At 29.6% G+C, this 17,021-nt stretch carries 21 protein-coding genes and 3 pseudogenes; 11 read left to right on the top strand and 13 right to left on the bottom strand.

The annotated features are described in order from the left end of the window. Positions 1 to 95: 95 nt before the first annotated feature. The 4 genes from KA867_RS11150 to KA867_RS11165 form a co-directional block, all read right to left on the bottom strand. The gene (locus KA867_RS11150; protein ID WP_031590646.1) at positions 96 to 359 is read right to left on the bottom strand and encodes a TcaA second domain-containing protein; all 264 of its coding nucleotides are present in this window, start codon (positions 357 to 359) and stop codon (positions 96 to 98) included. 33 nt (positions 360 to 392) lie between these two features. Continuing rightward, a complete protein-coding gene (locus KA867_RS11155; RefSeq protein WP_031915619.1) occupies positions 393 to 1,193 on the bottom strand; it encodes a hypothetical protein in 801 nt (266 codons plus the stop codon). 21 nt (positions 1,194 to 1,214) lie between these two features. Further along, positions 1,215 to 1,844 carry a recombinase family protein gene (locus KA867_RS11160; protein WP_031588345.1) on the bottom strand — a complete coding sequence of 210 codons (630 nt, stop codon included), beginning with the start codon at positions 1,842 to 1,844 and terminating at the stop codon, positions 1,215 to 1,217. 349 nt (positions 1,845 to 2,193) lie between these two features. Then, entirely contained in the window at positions 2,194 to 3,039 is an 846-nt protein-coding gene (locus KA867_RS11165; protein WP_000733283.1) for a BlaZ family penicillin-hydrolyzing class A beta-lactamase PC1, read from the bottom strand. 106 nt (positions 3,040 to 3,145) lie between these two features. Here KA867_RS11165 and blaR1 point away from each other — a divergent pair, with 106 nt between their 5' ends. Both blaR1 and blaI read left to right on the top strand, forming a co-directional pair. Continuing rightward, a complete protein-coding gene (gene blaR1 / locus KA867_RS11170; RefSeq protein WP_001096374.1) occupies positions 3,146 to 4,903 on the top strand; it encodes a beta-lactam sensor/signal transducer BlaR1 in 1,758 nt (585 codons plus the stop codon). Then, positions 4,893 to 5,273 carry a penicillinase repressor BlaI gene (blaI, locus tag KA867_RS11175; protein WP_001284656.1) on the top strand — a complete coding sequence of 127 codons (381 nt, stop codon included), beginning with the start codon at positions 4,893 to 4,895 and terminating at the stop codon, positions 5,271 to 5,273. Before blaR1 ends, blaI begins: the two co-directional genes overlap by 11 nt. 261 nt (positions 5,274 to 5,534) lie before the next feature. Here blaI and KA867_RS11180 read toward each other — a convergent pair whose 3' ends face one another. From KA867_RS11180 to KA867_RS11205, 7 genes and pseudogenes are all read right to left on the bottom strand, one after another. Continuing rightward, positions 5,535 to 6,083 (bottom strand): recombinase family protein, encoded by a 549-nt coding sequence (locus tag KA867_RS11180; protein ID WP_061389424.1) that lies wholly within the window; start codon positions 6,081 to 6,083, stop codon positions 5,535 to 5,537. Positions 6,084 to 6,488: 405 nt separating this feature from the next. Continuing rightward, entirely contained in the window at positions 6,489 to 7,226 is a 738-nt protein-coding gene (erm(B), locus tag KA867_RS11185; protein ID WP_002292226.1) for a 23S rRNA (adenine(2058)-N(6))-methyltransferase Erm(B), read from the bottom strand. Between the two features lie 124 nt (positions 7,227 to 7,350). Continuing rightward, positions 7,351 to 7,434 carry a 23S rRNA methyltransferase attenuation leader peptide gene (locus KA867_RS11190; RefSeq protein WP_001814874.1) on the bottom strand — a complete coding sequence of 28 codons (84 nt, stop codon included), beginning with the start codon at positions 7,432 to 7,434 and terminating at the stop codon, positions 7,351 to 7,353. Positions 7,435 to 7,482: 48 nt separating this feature from the next. Further along, a pseudogene (locus KA867_RS13520) lies at positions 7,483 to 7,566 on the bottom strand (MLS leader peptide); the annotation flags it as partial. Between the two features lie 240 nt (positions 7,567 to 7,806). Further along, the gene (locus KA867_RS11195) at positions 7,807 to 9,282 is read right to left on the bottom strand and encodes a bifunctional aminoglycoside N-acetyltransferase AAC(6')-Ie/aminoglycoside O-phosphotransferase APH(2'')-Ia (protein WP_012655884.1); all 1,476 of its coding nucleotides are present in this window, start codon (positions 9,280 to 9,282) and stop codon (positions 7,807 to 7,809) included. After that, positions 9,283 to 9,516, bottom strand: coding sequence for a GNAT family N-acetyltransferase (locus tag KA867_RS11200; protein ID WP_025904407.1), 234 nt, complete (start codon positions 9,514 to 9,516; stop codon positions 9,283 to 9,285). It lies immediately after the preceding gene. A gap of 78 nt (positions 9,517 to 9,594) precedes the next feature. Then, a complete protein-coding gene (locus KA867_RS11205; protein ID WP_001015311.1) occupies positions 9,595 to 10,275 on the bottom strand; it encodes an IS6-like element IS1216 family transposase in 681 nt (226 codons plus the stop codon). Between the two features lie 86 nt (positions 10,276 to 10,361). Between KA867_RS11205 and KA867_RS11210 the strand changes: the two genes are divergently transcribed. Both KA867_RS11210 and KA867_RS11215 read left to right on the top strand, forming a co-directional pair. Continuing rightward, a complete protein-coding gene (locus tag KA867_RS11210) occupies positions 10,362 to 10,631 on the top strand; it encodes an LPD11 domain-containing protein (RefSeq protein ID WP_345719380.1) in 270 nt (89 codons plus the stop codon). Between the two features lie 21 nt (positions 10,632 to 10,652). Beyond that, entirely contained in the window at positions 10,653 to 10,958 is a 306-nt protein-coding gene (locus KA867_RS11215) for a hypothetical protein (protein ID WP_012655887.1), read from the top strand. Between the two features lie 27 nt (positions 10,959 to 10,985). Here KA867_RS11215 and KA867_RS11220 read toward each other — a convergent pair whose 3' ends face one another. Then, positions 10,986 to 11,597: a recombinase family protein gene (locus KA867_RS11220; protein ID WP_012655888.1), complete on the bottom strand. Its 612-nt coding sequence runs from the start codon at positions 11,595 to 11,597 to the stop codon at positions 10,986 to 10,988. Between the two features lie 326 nt (positions 11,598 to 11,923). Between KA867_RS11220 and KA867_RS11225 the strand changes: the two genes are divergently transcribed. The 5 genes and pseudogenes from KA867_RS11225 (at position 11,924) to KA867_RS11245 (ending at position 14,650) form a co-directional block, all read left to right on the top strand. After that, complete coding sequence (locus KA867_RS11225) at positions 11,924 to 12,499, top strand: recombinase family protein (protein ID WP_012655889.1); 576 nt, start codon at positions 11,924 to 11,926, stop codon at positions 12,497 to 12,499. An 80-nt stretch (positions 12,500 to 12,579) separates the two neighbouring features. Beyond that, complete coding sequence (gene dfrE, locus KA867_RS11230) at positions 12,580 to 13,074, top strand: trimethoprim-resistant dihydrofolate reductase DfrE (protein WP_012655890.1); 495 nt, start codon at positions 12,580 to 12,582, stop codon at positions 13,072 to 13,074. Beyond that, positions 13,071 to 13,778 (top strand): FAD-dependent thymidylate synthase, encoded by a 708-nt coding sequence (gene thyX / locus KA867_RS11235; RefSeq protein WP_012655891.1) that lies wholly within the window; start codon positions 13,071 to 13,073, stop codon positions 13,776 to 13,778. Before dfrE ends, thyX begins: the two co-directional genes overlap by 4 nt. A gap of 100 nt (positions 13,779 to 13,878) precedes the next feature. Beyond that, a pseudogene (locus KA867_RS11240) lies at positions 13,879 to 14,502 on the top strand (permease); the annotation flags it as partial. Between the two features lie 13 nt (positions 14,503 to 14,515). Next, positions 14,516 to 14,650, top strand: coding sequence for a hypothetical protein (locus KA867_RS11245; RefSeq protein WP_002509686.1), 135 nt, complete (start codon positions 14,516 to 14,518; stop codon positions 14,648 to 14,650). 116 nt (positions 14,651 to 14,766) lie between these two features. Here the strand turns inward: KA867_RS11245 and KA867_RS11250 are convergent, their stop codons facing one another. After that, on the bottom strand, positions 14,767 to 15,537 hold the full coding sequence (locus KA867_RS11250; protein ID WP_198065346.1) for a DUF536 domain-containing protein: 771 nt from the start codon (positions 15,535 to 15,537) through the stop codon (positions 14,767 to 14,769). Positions 15,538 to 15,983: 446 nt separating this feature from the next. Here KA867_RS11250 and KA867_RS11255 point away from each other — a divergent pair, with 446 nt between their 5' ends. Beyond that, a complete protein-coding gene (locus tag KA867_RS11255) occupies positions 15,984 to 16,922 on the top strand; it encodes a replication initiator protein A (protein ID WP_198065347.1) in 939 nt (312 codons plus the stop codon). Between the two features lie 16 nt (positions 16,923 to 16,938). Next, a pseudogene (locus tag KA867_RS13490) lies at positions 16,939 to 17,021 on the top strand (protein rep); the annotation flags it as partial.

Consider the following 17,021-nt stretch of genomic DNA (forward strand, 5'->3'; position numbering starts at 1 on the left):
CAGGTCTCTTCAGATCTACGGATTTTTGCCATGCCACGAAATTAGCATCATGCTAGCAAGTTAAGCGAACACTGACATGATAAATTAGTGGTTAGCTATATTTTTTTACTTTGCAACAGAACCATATATTTTATAAACGCTTTTGATTCCTTGTCTGACATAGTCCGTTCACTACCGGATAAAATTTCACTGACTTTTTTAGAATCATTAGATTCTACAGCATCTTCAAATTTATTTATTTGTCCTAGGGCATCTGTTTTTCTAACTACAAATACAATTATTAAAGCAATTAAGATAATTATTAGTAATAAGAAACCATATATATATGGCTTCTTATTACGTGTCTTTTCATTTTCCATACGCATTACCCTTTATATCAATGTAGTAGCAAGTTATTTATTACTATTAAACCACGATGAAATTTTATTCTTGATTTCATCTAACTTATTATTAACTTTATTTAATTCTTCTTCCATTTTTTCATTGTTACCATTATCTTGTTGGGTTTTTGCGTCTTTCAAATTATTAATTGTGTTCTGATAATCTTCTGCAACTTTATTTAATTTGTCTGTATCTGCTTGTTGTTTTAGGCTATCAACTTTATTTTGTAATTCTGCAATTTTTGAATTTGTATCATCATTGCTATTCTCAATACTATCTTTTGTAGATTGAATTTGATCACGAATTTCTTGGTCTTGTTCTTCTACTTTTTGGCCATTATTTGATTGGCCATTATCAATTTGTTCTTGTGATGTATCATTATTATCTGTAGGTTGTTGCTCATTTCCATTGCTACATGATTTAAACAACAATATTACTAAACCAATCAATAATACTACAATGACTGCTACTAACCATTTATTTTTTCTTTTAGCTTTAGTGTTCTCTTGCTGCTGTTCTAAATCACGTCTAAAATCACGTTCATTATAGTAATCTTCCGGTCGATTTCTTGTTGATATATTTTCATTATATGAATCTTTATTTTTTTCAACTCTACTTAAATTATCATTAACATAATCATGATATAATAATTTAAATTTCAAACCGAAAACTTTTATCGAATCTTCATCAGTTATTGTGTTTGTATAAAATTGACTGTTTACTCTACCATGTTTATCTAAAGCAATGATTCTTCCATCATTCTCTATTTTTAAAATTTTAGGGTACTCTCTGAAATCTCCTGATTTACTCATAACGATTACCTCCATAATAAATTAATTATCTATATCTTTATATATTCCACTTTGATAATCTTTTTTTATTCTATATATGGTTTGTCTTGATAATCCTACTTTTTTAGCAATTTTACTAATTGCCATACCTTGATCTAAAAAACTAACAACACGATAATATACTGCCTGTTTATGTGGGTCTTTAGCAATAGGACTATATAATTTGGGTCGCCCTTTATATATACCTTTAGATTTTGCAACAGCTATTCCATCAGCCTGTCTACGTCTGCTATCATTTCGTTCTTGTTCTGAAATCATTGCCAGTAATTGAATAATTAAATTTTTTAAGAATTTATCTAACAATTCATTACCGATAATTTCATTCATCATTGGTAGGCTTGTAATTATTAATCTAACATTTTTTTCTTTAAGAAAATCTACTGTTTTAATTACTTCATCATAATTTCTGCCTAGCCTATCTAATGCATCGACTATTAAAGTATCTTCTTCTCGTACAAAATTCATTACTTCTTGAAATACTGGTCTTTCTTTAATATTTTTTCCTGATTGTTTTTCAGTAAATATTTTTTCTGCACCATTTGCTTTCAGTACTTCAATTTGTCTATCTAAATTCTGATTTTTAGATGATACTCGGGCATAACCAATTTTCAAAATCTCACCACCTTTTTGTTACACCCTAATCATACAATTTAAACCTTATGTCACTTTGCTTGATATATGAGAATTATTTAACCTTATAAATGAGAAAAAAGCAACGCACTTTAAATAAGATACGTTGCTTTTTCGATTGATGAACACCTATAATTAAACTATTCATCTATTATTTATAATTTTTTGTATATACAATATTTCTAGTTTGTTAAAGAGAATTAAGAAAATAAATCTCGAAAATAATAGAGGGAAAATCAGTTTTTGATATCAAAATTATACATGTCAACGATAATACAAAATATAATACAAAATATAAGATGTTATCAGTATTTATTATGCATTTAGAATATTAAAATTCCTTCATTACACTCTTGGCGGTTTCACTTATCAACTTATCATTTGGCTTATCACTTTTATTGTCTTTATTCGTAAAAATGACTAAAACAATAGGTTCAGATTGGCCCTTAGGATAAACAAAAGCAACATCATTTCTAGAAGCATATGTTATTGCTTGACCACTTTTATCAGCAACCTTATAGTCTTTTGGAACACCGTCTTTAATTAAAGTATCTCCGCTTTTATTATTTAACATTAAATCAAGTAAGAATTTTTTGTTTTCTTTGCTTAATTTTCCATTTGCGATAAGTTTATTTAAAGTCTTACCGAAAGCAGCAGGTGTTGAAGTATCTTTTTTGCTCTTTGGTGAATAGTAATTTAATTCTATCTCATATCTAACTGGATTTGTTACTTTATCTCCTAGTTCTTTTAGACGTTGTTTAACTTTTTTGATTCCACCGATTTCTTTTATAATTTTATTGTTTGCTGTATTATCACTATATGTCATTGAAGCCTCAATAAGTGCTTTTAAAGTGATATCTTTTCCTACATATTTTTCTAAAATAGGAGAATAAGCAACTATATCATCTTTGTTAATATGTACTTTTTTATTTAACTTATTATAAGGTACTTGTTCTAACAAAATAGCACTATTTATCGCTTTTGAAGTTGAAGCATAGGCAAATCTCTTATCTGAATTAAATTTTACTTCCTTACCACTTTTAGTATCTAAAGCATAAACACCAATATGAGCATTATATTTTTTTTCTAAATCATTTAACTCTTTGGCATGTGAACTGTTTGAATTACATGCACTTAAAACTAAAGCAATTACAATTAAAAATATTAACTTTTTCAAAATAAACCCTCCGATATTACAGTTGTAATTTTTATAAATCAATAATATTACAATTGTAATATCGGTGTCAATAGTTTATTATAAATATTTGAAAGAAGGTGTTGAAATGGCTAAGTTATTAATAATGAGCATAGTAAGCTTTTGTTTTATATTTCTATTGTTATTATTTTTTAGGTACATATTAAAACGCTATTTTAATTATATGTTAAATTATAAAGTTTGGTATCTAACTCTTCTTGCAGGATTAATTCCTTTCATTCCTATTAAATTCTCTCTTTTTAAATTTAATAATGTGAATAATCAAGCGCCCACAGTTGAAAGTAAGTCACACGACTTGAACCATAACATAAATACCACCAAACCTATTCAAGAGTTCGCAACAGATATCCATAAGTTTAATTGGGATTCAATTGATAATATCTGCACAGTTATTTGGATAGTTTTAGTTATTATTTTAAGTTTTAAATTTTTGAAAGCCTTATTATATCTTAAATATTTAAAGAAACAGTCACTTTATCTAAACGAAAATGAAAAAAATAAAATAGATACGATACTTTTCAACCATCAATATAAAAAAAATATTGTGATTCGAAAAGCAGAGACTATTCAATCTCCAATAACTTTTTGGTATGGGAAATATATTATTTTGATTCCTAGTTCATATTTTAAAAGTGTAATTGACAAAAGACTAAAATATATAATATTGCATGAATATGCTCATGCTAAAAATAGAGATACTTTACATTTAATTATCTTTAATATCTTCTCTATTATTATGAGTTACAATCCATTAGTACATATTGTAAAAAGAAAGATAATTCATGACAATGAAGTAGAAGCCGATAGATTTGTCCTTAATAATATTAACAAAAATGAATTTAAAACTTATGCGGAATCTATTATGGACTCCGTATTAAATGTTCCATTTTTTAATAAAAATATATTAAGCCATTCATTTAATGGTAAAAAGTCATTACTCAAAAGAAGATTAATTAATATAAAAGAAGCCAATCTGAAAAAACAGTCCAAATTAATTCTAATTTTTATTTGTATTTTTACTTTTTTGCTCATGGTAATTCAAAGCCAGTTTTTGATGGGGCAATCCATAACTGATTATAATTATAAAAAGCCCTTACACAACGATTACCAAATTTTAGATAAAAGTAAAATTTTTGGTTCAAATAGTGGATCTTTCGTCATGTACAGCATGAAGAAAGACAAATACTATATTTATAACGAAAAAGAAAGTAGAAAAAGGTATTCTCCTAATTCAACTTATAAAATTTATTTAGCTATGTTTGGACTTGACCGACATATTATAAATGATGAAAATTCACGTATGTCATGGAATCATAAGCATTACCCTTTTGATGCTTGGAATAAGGAACAAGATTTAAATACAGCAATGCAAAATTCAGTTAATTGGTACTTCGAACGTATTAGCGATCAAATACCAAAGAACTATACTGCGACTCAACTCAAGCAATTAAATTATGGTAATAAAAATTTGGGAAGTTATAAAAGCTATTGGATGGAAGATAGTTTGAAAATATCTAATCTTGAACAAGTAATAGTTTTTAAAAATATGATGGAACAAAATAACCATTTTAGTAAAAAAGCAAAGAATCAATTATCTTCTTCATTATTGATTAAGAAAAATGAAAAGTATGAACTGTATGGGAAAACAGGTACAGGTATAGTAAACGGGAAGTATAATAATGGGTGGTTTGTAGGTTACGTAATTACAAATCATGATAAGTATTATTTTGCTACACATTTATCAGATGGAAAGCCATCTGGGAAAAATGCTGAATTAATCAGTGAAAAAATATTAAAAGAAATGGGTGTTTTAAATGGCCAATAAGCAAGTTGAAATATCTATGGCTGAATGGGATGTTATGAATATAATATGGGGTAAAAAATCAGTATCAGCTAATGAAATTGTAGTTGAAATTCAAAAATATAAAGAAGTTAGCGATAAAACGATTAGAACATTAATCACAAGACTATATAAAAAAGAGATTATAAAACGATACAAATCAGAGAATATTTATTTTTACTCATCAAATATTAAAGAAGACGATATTAAAATGAAAACTGCTAAAACCTTTCTTAATAAACTGTATGGAGGGGACATGAAAAGTTTAGTGCTGAATTTTGCGAAAAATGAAGAATTAAATAACAAAGAAATTGAAGAATTGCGAGACATTTTAAATGATATTAGTAAAAAGTAATTAGAGATATGTTTCAAACATAATACATATGTAAACTATGCTTGACTCTTATTAAATTAGTTTTGTTAATAACATTTAAAATATATTATTAAAGATGAGAGTGTACAGAAAATAACTGTTTTCTGTACACTCTTTCTTCATAATCCAAAATCTATGAATATCAGTATATAATATGTTCAAAAACTCAACATAAAATCAATGTTCATAAAATGATTTAGATACACCTATAAGAGCCTTAAGTAATATATTTTTTCATAGAGTTTAATCTTTAAGCATCCTATATACTGTAGAACGACTTACACCTGTTTGTTTAGCAATATCTTCGCCAGTAAGTTTTTGCTCATCATATAAGAATTTAATCTCTCTTTTTTTATAATCTGGTAATGATGGTCTTCCACCTTTTCTCCCTCTAGCTCTTGCTGCTTCTAATCCTTTTTTCGTACGTTCACTTAATAAGTTAGCTTCAAGTTCAGCAAATGCACTCATCATAGTAAAGAACATCTTGCCCATCGCATCTTTGGTTGATACGTTCATATCTATAATATGTAAATCAATACTATTATCATCTAACCATTGAGATAACTCAATTAATTGCTTGGTTGTTCGACCAAGACGATCTAGTTTATAGATAACTAAAATATCGCCTTCACGTAAATAATCTAAGCATTTATCAAGTTCCGTTCGTTTCGTTTTGCGACCACTCGCTTTCTCGCTAAAGATACGTTCACAACCATATTCCTCAAGTGTATCAATCTGTCCATCAAGACTTTGATCTTGTGTTGATACACGTGCATAACCAATTTTAGCCATTTGAATACCACCTCTTTTAATCGTTTTATGGGTACTTACTAATGAAATCTAGTTCTCGATGCAAATAAACGCGTCTCTCATCGTCTTAAAACTCATATTTTTTGATATTTATGATACATTGATTATAACACAAGTTTTTAGACTTCGATATCCAAGAAAAACCTCTTAATATTAAGTTAAGAGGTTTTGTATCAAAAACGGTCGTTTATGGTACCATTCAAATTTATCCTTATTGTACAAAATAACAGCGAAATTTTTAAATCTATTCCTTATCGATACAAATTCCCCGTAGGCGCTAGGGACCTCTTTAGCTCCTTGGAAGCTGTCAGTAGTATACCTAATAATTTATCTACATTCCCTTTAGTAACGTGTAACTTTCCAAATTTACAAAAGCGACTCATAGAATTATTTCCTCCCGTTAAATAATAGATAACTATTAAAAATAGACAATACTTGCTCATAAGTAACGGTACTTAAATTGTTTACTTTGGCGTGTTTCATTGCTTGATGAAACTGATTTTTAGTAAACAGTTGACGATATTCTCGATTGACCCATTTTGAAACAAAGTACGTATATAGCTTCCAATATTTATCTGGAACATCTGTGGTATGGCGGGTAAGTTTTATTAAGACACTGTTTACTTTTGGTTTAGGATGAAAGCATTCCGCTGGCAGCTTAAGCAATTGCTGAATCGAGACTTGAGTGTGCAAGAGCAACCCTAGTGTTCGGTGAATATCCAAGGTACGCTTGTAGAATCCTTCTTCAACAATCAGATAGATGTCAGACGCATGGCTTTCAAAAACCACTTTTTTAATAATTTGTGTGCTTAAATGGTAAGGAATACTCCCAACAATTTTATACCTCTGTTTGTTAGGGAATTGAAACTGTAGAATATCTTGGTGAATTAAAGTGACACGAGTATTCAGTTTTAATTTTTCTGACGATAAGTTGAATAGATGACTGTCTAATTCAATAGACGTTACCTGTTTACTTATTTTAGCCAGTTTCGTCGTTAAATGCCCTTTACCTGTTCCAATTTCGTAAACGGTATCGGTTTCTTTTAAATTCAATTGTTTTATTATTTGGTTGAGTACTTTTTCACTCGTTAAAAAGTTTTGAGAATATTTTATATTTTTGTTCATGTAATCACTCCTGAAGTGATTACATCTATAAATAAATACAGAAGTTAAACGATTTGTTTGTAATTTTAGTTATCTGTTTAAAAAGTCATAAGATTAGTCACTGGTAGGAATTAATCTAACGTATTTATTTATCTGCGTAATCACTGTTTTTAGTCTGTTTCAAAACAGTAGATGTTTTATCTACATTACGCATTTGGAATACCAACATGACGAATCCCTCCTTCTTAATTACAAATTTTTAGCATCTAATTTAACTTCAATTCCTATTATACAAAATTTTAAGATAATGCACTATCAACACACTCTTAAGTTTGCTTCTAAGTCTTATTTCCATAACTTTAGGGTTAACCATACGCAAGACCAATCACTCTCGGACAATACTCATGATTTTAATGATAAAATCCATGTTAAACCCATAGATAAGAAATACACCTGCAATAACCGTTACCTGTTTGTGCCAATTTAAAAATGCACCACTTTTTTATAATTAAAACGGTTGAAAACTGTACCACTAATAACTCACAATAGAGAGATGTCACCGTCAAGTTAAATGTACAAAATAACAGCGAAATTTTTAAATCTATTTCTTATCGATACAAATTTCTCGTAGGCGCTCGGGACCCCTATAAGTCCTTTTATAAATTTCTTTTCTACCATTTTCGATAAATTCCTGTTTAATATTTTTAATTCCATAAACAATAGTTTCAATAGGATAATATTCTTCAACTATATCTTGATATTCTTTTGCTTTCTCAATATCTATATTTCCATACATTCTTAATATATCTTCTCCAAAATTTGTTCCTATTTCTTCTTCACTATCTTCAAGTAAGTATATAAAATCACAATATTCATCTATAATTCCAGAATCTCCAAAATCAATTATTCCAGTTAATCTATTATTGCCATCTAACAATAGATGATTACAACTAAAATCATTATGGCATAAACACTTTTTACCCTCAAAAACTGTTGTTGCATTTAGTCTTTCCATAAAACTTTCTATATAATCTTTTTCTATATCAGTTAAATCATTATAAATAGTTTCACGCAACAATATATACTCTTCTAATACATTTTGTTTATTATCAATAGTACATTCACTAATATCTGTATAATCTAAACCGTGCATTTGTCTTAAAAAACTGGCAATATCTCGTTTTAACAAATTTTGTTCTTCTTCTGACATAGTAGAATAAATTTCTGGTGTTAAAAAAGTTCCTTTAATTTCTTTATAACCTAGTATAGATAATTCATCACTAATATACGAATATTCAATATTAGGAATTTTTACATTAGTTTCTAAATTTGTATTTAAAAAATTATATATTGCTTTTTCTTTTGCATAACCTTTTTTCTTATTAGTACTAAATTTTGTTTTAAAAATGTATTCATTATTAACTAAATATGCCACACTATCATAACCACTACCGATTATTTCAATACTATCTACTTTGAAATTATCAAAGTAATGCTCAATTAAATATTTCATTGCCTTAACATTTGTGGCATTATCATCATATCTATATTCCATTAAATAACAATCTTCTTTTTTGCCCTCGTGTAATTCATGTTCTGGCAAATCTTCAATAATTCTAAAACCAGATTTTTGGTATGCCCTTATTGCTCTTGGATTATTTTTATGAGGGTCTAAAATAACTGCATTAGCATTTCTTTCTTTTTTCAAAAATTCAAAAATCAATTTAATATATCTTGTACCAATTCCTTTACTCCAATAATTTGGCTCTCCTATAAATTGATCCATACCATAGACTATCTCATCAGTTTTTGGATAATGATAATCAGTATATAACTCATCATACATTTTATATATTTGTCCATATCCAATAGGAACATTGTTATATTCAATAATTACTCTAAAAACTTCATCTTCCCAAGGCTCTGTATAATGTTTTTTTAATGATTCTAATGTATATTTTTTATCTCTACCACCATAAAATTCTAATACTCTTTCATCAGTTAACCATTTTAACATCAAAGGAAAATCATCATCTATTAAAGTTCTTATACATATTTCATTTTCAACTATATTCATTTATTTATCACCTTTTTCATAATCATATACATATACTATTTCATCTTTATAATCATTTTTACCACCTAATTTTTCATATACATGGCAAGCTCTAGGATTACCTTTATCAGTTATTAAAAACATTTCAGAACAACCAATCTCTTTAGAATATTCCTTAATAAAAGATAATAATTTTGAACCATAACCTTTGTCTTGATAGTTAGGTAACATTCCTATTGAGTGTAAATAAAACATTGTTTTTCCATCAGGTCTTAAAAGGGTTCTGTTGCAAAGTTTTAAATAAAGAATAAAATCCCTTACGGTATCTATGATTTAAGCTGGGATTCCCAATAATACCTTGATTTCAGTACAGACCGAAAACCCGAAGAGAGTGCCTTCTTTTCGGGTTTTCTTATATAATCCTCGGATGGCTTCCATGCCTTTAATCGTTGTAGAGGCAGTGCGTAAACTTCGATAGAATTTATTGCGTCTCTTTACTGGACGATGGTCTTGTTCAATCAAATTATTCAGGTATTTAATGGTACGATGTTCTGTCCCTTGATAAAAGCCGTATTCTTTTAGTTTCTTAAAGGCACTTGTAATAGAGGGGGCTTTATCTGTGACTACAACCTTCGGTTCATCAAACTGCTTCACTAACCGCTTAAGAAAAGCATAGGCTGCTTGTGTGTCCCGTTTTTTACGTAACCAAATATCCAAGGTTAAACCATCTGCATCGATGGCTCGATACAAATAATGCCATTTTCCTTTAATTTTGATGTACGTTTCATCCATTTTCCATGAATAAAAGGATTTTTTATTTTTCTTTTTCCAAATTTGATAGAGTAGTTTGCCATATTCTTGCACCCAACGATAAATCGTCGTATGAGAAACGTTAATGCCACGATCATATAAGATTTCTTGAACTTCACGATAGCTAAGGTTATAACGAAGATAGTAGCCCACGGCTACAATAATCACATCCTGCTGAAATTGCTTTCCTTTAAAATGATTCATCGTCATTCCTCCTGCTATCTTTTTCTATTATTCTACCTTATTTGATAGTAGATTTAAAACTTTGCAACAGAACCGAAAATAAAATGTTGTCAAAAAAAGAAAAGAAGAAGCTTCAAGATTTAGTTTCAAACAATTCAAAATTTCATTACATGCTAACAGACCGAGTAAGACAAGACGTAAAATACTATATCGTTCAATGCAAAAGTTTAGAGAAGGCTAAAGAAGGTTTTGAAAAATTATCGTACTTGCTAAGTTTGTTTGAAACTAATGAACGCCCTGAATGGTACACCTTGAGCGATTTAGAAAATGATAAAAAAATGATTGAACTACTAGAAAAACGGTCAGCATATAATTAAAAAAAGAAAGGGAGTTTTAATGTGAACATTCAAACAGTAAATATAGACGGAAATCTGCTGAAAGTAATTAGAGCGAAGTCAACGAAAATGAAAGGAATAGACAATAACAAACCCTATGACTTTGATTTATATGAAATTGAAGCACGCTCACCATTAGCAACAAGAGAATTAAGTTTGATTGTCGATTTTATTAATAAAGAAGTATCAGGCGATATTGTAGCTTTTGGAAGCTGGTACGATTTAGACCAGTCAACCGTAATAGACCTACTAAGACAATTGATAGAAGTCAATCAGCTTTTAAGACCGATAGAATTCATGGCACAATAAAAGCAAGAGGGGCAAATCCTCTTGCTTTTATTGTGCTTGTGTATCGATTTCTCTATATTCATTATACCGTTCTCGGTATCTCTTAAAAGTGGTACGATTAATACCCGTTTTCCCTTCGATAGCCTTATCGCTCAAACCCTCTCTATATAACTCAAAAGCATGCTGTAATCGATCATCATTCAAGCTATATTTGCGTTTTCTTCCTTTATACCTTCCATTTTCTTTAGCAATCTTTATGCCTTGTACCTGTCGCTCTTTAATCTTTTTTCGCTCTGCTTCCGCTTGGTATTTATAAAGTTCAATCACTAGGTTATTGATCAAGCGTCTTAAATTTTCGTCCTCTATCCCATTCATAGAGGGTAGATTTAAGACTTCCAGCGTTGCTCCTTTTTGTTGAATCATATTCATCATATCGGTTAGTTCTTGATTATTCCGGCCTAATCGATCTAACTCTGTGACAACAACAATGTCGCCTTCACGTATATAGTTTAGCATGGCTTCTAAACCATGACGTTCGATAGACTGGCCACTGATTTTATCTGAAAATAGCTTAATAACGCCTGCTAATTTTAACGCTTTAAGTTGTCTGTCTAACTTTTGACCTTTGCTACTCACTCGTGCATAACCTATTTTACTCATGGTTTTAGAACGAACTCCTTCTCTATGTCTTTTTAAATGATTTTTCAGTATGAATCGACCATAGTAATCAAATTTAGAAGTCCATATTTTCTTTTAATCGATAAACTACCCATTACATTCATCTGAAATTGCCTTAGAATCATCCTCTGAGATCTCAAATTTTAGATTTTGTTATTGAACAACTCTATTGAACACTTACAAACCTTATTATATCAAAGACTAATTTCTGTTCAATAGAGTGTACTCTATTGATACAATAGTAGAAGGCTGATAGAATCAGTGTTATGGGTGTCTCATAAGACTTGTCTCAAAAACGAGGTGATATTTTGCGGAAAATTGGTTATATACGTGTCAGTTCGGCTAGCCAAAATCCTTCAAGGCAATTTCAGCAATTGAACGAAATCGGAATGGATATTATTTTTGAAGAAAAAGTTTCCGGATCAACAAAGGATCGTGAGCAACTTCAAAAAATGTTAGAGGATTTACAGAAAGGTGACATTATTTATGTTACAGACTTAACTCGGATTACTCGAAGTACGCAGGATTTATTTGAATTGATTGATATAATACGAAGTAAAAAAGCAAGTTTAAAATCAATCAAGGATACATGGCTAGATTTATCAGAAGATAATCCATACAGCCAATTCTTAATTACAGTTATGGCTGGGGTAAATCAGTTAGAACGAGATCTTATACGTATGCGACAGCGTGAAGGGATTGATTTGGCTAAGAAAGAAGGGAAATTTAAAGGTAGGTTAAAGAAATATCATAAAAATCATGCAGGAATGAATTATGCAGTAAAGCTATATAGAGAAGGAAAAATGACTGTAAATCAAATTTGTGAAATTACAAATGTGTCAAGAGCATCGCTATATAGGAAGGTATTAGAAATAGACAATTAATGAAGAAGAGCTATTTTAAAGTTTTTTTGATTTATCCGCATTATAAAATAAATTAGTTTCTTTCAAAGGGAGTTAAGAAAATGATCATTTCATTAATTGCTGCAATTTCAAGTAATTACGTAATCGGCAAAGATAAGGATATACCATGGAAGATTCCTGGTGAACAGGTTCGATTTAAGGATTTAACTATGGGTAAATCAGTAATTATGGGTAGAAAGACATTTGAATCTATTGGTCAGCCACTGCCGAACAGAAAGACAATTATTATCTCAAAATCTAAAGATATTAATTATAATAATTGCCTGACTGTAGAATCGTTAGAGAGGGCTTTTAATTTACTACAACAAGAAGATGAAATTTTTATTGCAGGTGGTGGAGAAATATATAAGGAATCGTTACCATTTGCCGATAGAATATATTTAACTATTATCGAAAAGGAATATGAAGGTAATATCTTTTTTCCAATGTTTAATAAAGATGAGTTTGAAATCACCTATCAACAAAAAGTAGAAGGGTTTATACCCTATACATATTTTACATACGAAAGAAAAAATAAAGGAGAGCAAATCAAATGAATATTATAAACGTATTAGATAAGGGCTATGTTCGCCTTGTAAATCATATGGGTTCAGATTTAACTGTAGTAAACTCTGCAAGAGTTTCTTATGCAAAAGAATCGAAAGAACTGAACGATAAAGATGTTAAGTTAATTAAATTTCTTGCTAGAGAAGGCCATACTTCTCCATTTAGACATGTAATCGCACAATATGAAGTGTATGCACCACTAATGGTGGCCAGACAATGGTGGAAGTATGTCATTGGTTCCTCTCATCAAGAGGGTACAGGAGATAGTTTTGATGCCTGGAATGAATCAAGTCGAAGATATATTACAGAAGAGCCTACATTTTATATTCCCTCAAGTAAAGAATGGAGAAGTAAACCCAAAAATTCTAAGCAAGGTAGTGGTGAAATAGTTACGTTGGAAATTGGTGATAAATACACCAGGGATCTTATGGCATATGTTGACGAAGGAATAGCCAAATATGAATCAGCTCTAGAAGATGGAATATGTCCAGAACAAGCGAGACTATTCCTTCCTGCTTATGGAATGTATGTACGTTGGTACTGGACGGCATCCTTACAGTCAGTTTGTCATTTTTTAAATCAAAGATTAGAACATGATGCTCAAAAGGAAATCCAAGACTATGCAAAGGCTATTCTTGAATTAAGTAAACCATTATATCCAAATGCTATAGACGAGCTTATGAAAAATATATAATGAATGTGCTAAAAAGCTCAAATTCTATTTTGCTAAGAATTTGGGCTTTTTATATTTGGATATCCTTAACGTTGTAAATCCGCATTTTCCTGACGCTACCCCAGCTATGAGTTTCTTAATCGCTTCGCCACTCATGAATCCACTCATGATATTTATGCTATGGATTTTATTAGGGTGGAAAGTTGCTGTTGTTTATTTTGTTGTATTAGCGATATTCAGCATTTTAACTGGCCTTGTTTTTTCAAAAGTGAATTTAGCAGAGAGTTATAAAGGCGTTAATGTCAAAGGTGATGGATTTTTCACTAATAAATCAGGATCTCGTGTTAAGCAAGCGCTAAATGATGCTTGGGCTTTCCTATATCCAATGTTACCTTATTTAATTATTGGTGTATTTATCGGTGCATTTATTTATGGATTTATTCCAGAAAGCTTTATAACACAATATGCGAGTGGCGATAGTATTATCTCTGTTATTATTGCTTCTGTTATTGGTATACCTATGTATATTAGACCAGAAACAATGCTTCCTATAGCTGAAGCTTTAGTATCTAAAGGTATGTCACTGGGAACAGTCGTAGCATTAATTATAGGTGGCGCAGGAGCAAGTATTCCTGAAGTTGTATTGTTATCTAAATTATTTAAAAAGAAATTTGTAATATCTTTTGTTATAGCAATTTTAGTCGTAGCTATTGCTACTGGTCTAATTGTTAACTTAATCATTTAAGGAGGTGAAGTAAATGGGTATCAAAGACGCATTAAAAAAATTAAAACCTCAAGAACAGTCATGTTGTTCAGTTGAAATTGAAGAGAAAACAGACAAAAAAGACGAAAATAATGAGAAAAAAGAAAATGGTAATAAAAATTGTTGCTAACATTAAAAAAGTTCTGTTTGATTTTGCATTTATTAACATAATCGATGATTATCAGAAGTTCTCACTATATAAAAGGCACTAAAAGGTTATAACCTTTTAGTGCCTAATTAATTATATTAGCTACCAAACAAACGACTCCAAAACCCCTTTTTAGGTGGTTCTGCTTCCTTATCCTCAGGCCCACTCTCTATTTCTTCAGATGGTTTATCATCTTTCGCTAATACTTCTTCATTTGTACTGTCATCCTTTTTCTCTTCAGTTCTATCCTTATGTTTTACTTCTGTTTCTGTCGGTTGACTTTTCTTTTGTTGTTGGTTGATATTTTGAGATTCTTCAGTAAAAGTTGCTTCTTGCGGTTTAACGTTTTGTCTATCATTAGTCACTGTATCAAAAGAATAATTAAGCTGTCTTTCTTCTTCTAATTGGTTTTCTAGTTTTTGAATCTTTTTATTACTTTCTAAAGCTAATATTTGTTGATTCTCCAACAGTTTATTTAATGTATTAACATTGCTATTTTGTTGATCTAGTTGTTTAGTTAGATTCTCAATATATTTTTCATCATTTTTAGCTCTAGTTTCAAAGATTTCTATTTGCTTTTCTAATTCATTTGCTTTTGTTTTTAATGTCTCAGAACTATTTGAATTATTATATATATGCTTTTCAACTTCTGCAGTATTTTCATCAAACATTTCTTTTTTTACTGATTCTTTATTTTGCGTTGTTCTTTCTTTCTTAGTGATTTTTTCTATAATTTTCAAACAATCATAATCATTAATATAATTAATTCCATTTTCTTTTTCAAAAGATATATTTAAGCTTTTAGCATTATTAACAATAGTTTGTTTAGTTACATCCAATTCATCAGCAACCATTTTAATAGTTTTCATAACACCCACCCTTAGGTACCTAATTTAGTACCTAAATTTTACCACATAGCAAATATTTTTTCATCTTTTACCGCCTAAATTTACCACCTATTTCACTACCTAAGTAACTAATTAGCTACCTACCGGATATTTTTGGTGCCTAATTAGGCACCAAATTAATAAATTCTACTGTTTTGAGGTTATAATGTGCTTTTAACTACACTTAAAACGCTTTATATACGACCATAAAAGTGTTAATATTACTTTATGAATATTAAAAGAGTCGATGCTATTGGCGTAGCATCGACTCTCGGTAATAAAACGATTCGCATTCGTTTGTTTATATATTTTTTTTGATACTTGTATTATATATATCTAATCATCTAAGTGCAAGCACAAAATATATAACTTACGTAAAAATTGTTTTATTACCTCAATCCAAAAAAAGTGGAAATGAGGTTTTTATTATGCCCAATTTTGAGAAATACAATTTATCACAAGTAAAAACTGAAAGGTTTTATCAACTGCCTAAATATTTATTTGAAGATATATATTTTAAGAAAATGTCAGCAGAAGCCAAAATTATGTATGCGTTATTAAAAGATCGTTTTGAATTATCCATCCAAAATGAATGGGTAGATAAAAATAATAACATTTACTTTATTTTCAGTAATAAACATTTGTGCGAATACTTAGGTTATGCAGAACAAAAAATCATAAAATTGAAAAAAGAGTTAGTAAGTTTTAATTTACTAACTCAAGAACGTGTTGGCCTTAATAAACCCAATAGATTGTATTTATTAAAACCCAATTATGATGTTGAAGGCAGTCGTACCAAGGAACTTCCAAATTCACAGTTCCAGAACAATGAATTTGGAAGTTCTAGAACTGTGAATTTAAGTGGTCAAGAACTTCCAAATTCACAGTCTAATGATACTGACTTAAGTAATACTGATTATATAGAGACTGAGAATAATGATACGTATGATATGAATGATACATATAACAATTCAATAAGTCATGATCATTCGGATCATACAAATCATCAACAAACTGAATTTAATAATGATGCACTTAAGTTCCAACTCCTTGAAGAATTACCAAAACAACTTCAAGATTATTTAAGTAAATTTGAAATTAGAGAAATTCGTATTATTAAAAGTGTTTTACTCAAAGGGAAAAAATCATTTAATAACGCCCATGATACATATTATCGTTTAGAAGACGTGGAGTTTGAAATTGTCAGTGTCTTAAAACGTTTTAAAGCGATGTTGCTACAAAAAAATGAAACGGTTGAAGCTATGCAAGGTTATTTGATGCAATCGATTAAAGCTGAACTAGAAGAGATGCATGCGCTTAATATGCGTCGTCAAAACATGAAACAACATAATATCTTTAACCAATAATTTAGATAATCTTATAGCAATCAAAGAAACCTCTAAATATTCGGTTAAGTCATCTGATTTTTTAACTGATGATGATGAAAGAAATCAAGAAATCGTGAA

It is taken from the genome of Staphylococcus sp. GDH8C109P (genome assembly GCF_017893405.1).
GTDB classification, from domain to species: domain Bacteria; phylum Bacillota; class Bacilli; order Staphylococcales; family Staphylococcaceae; genus Staphylococcus; species Staphylococcus cohnii.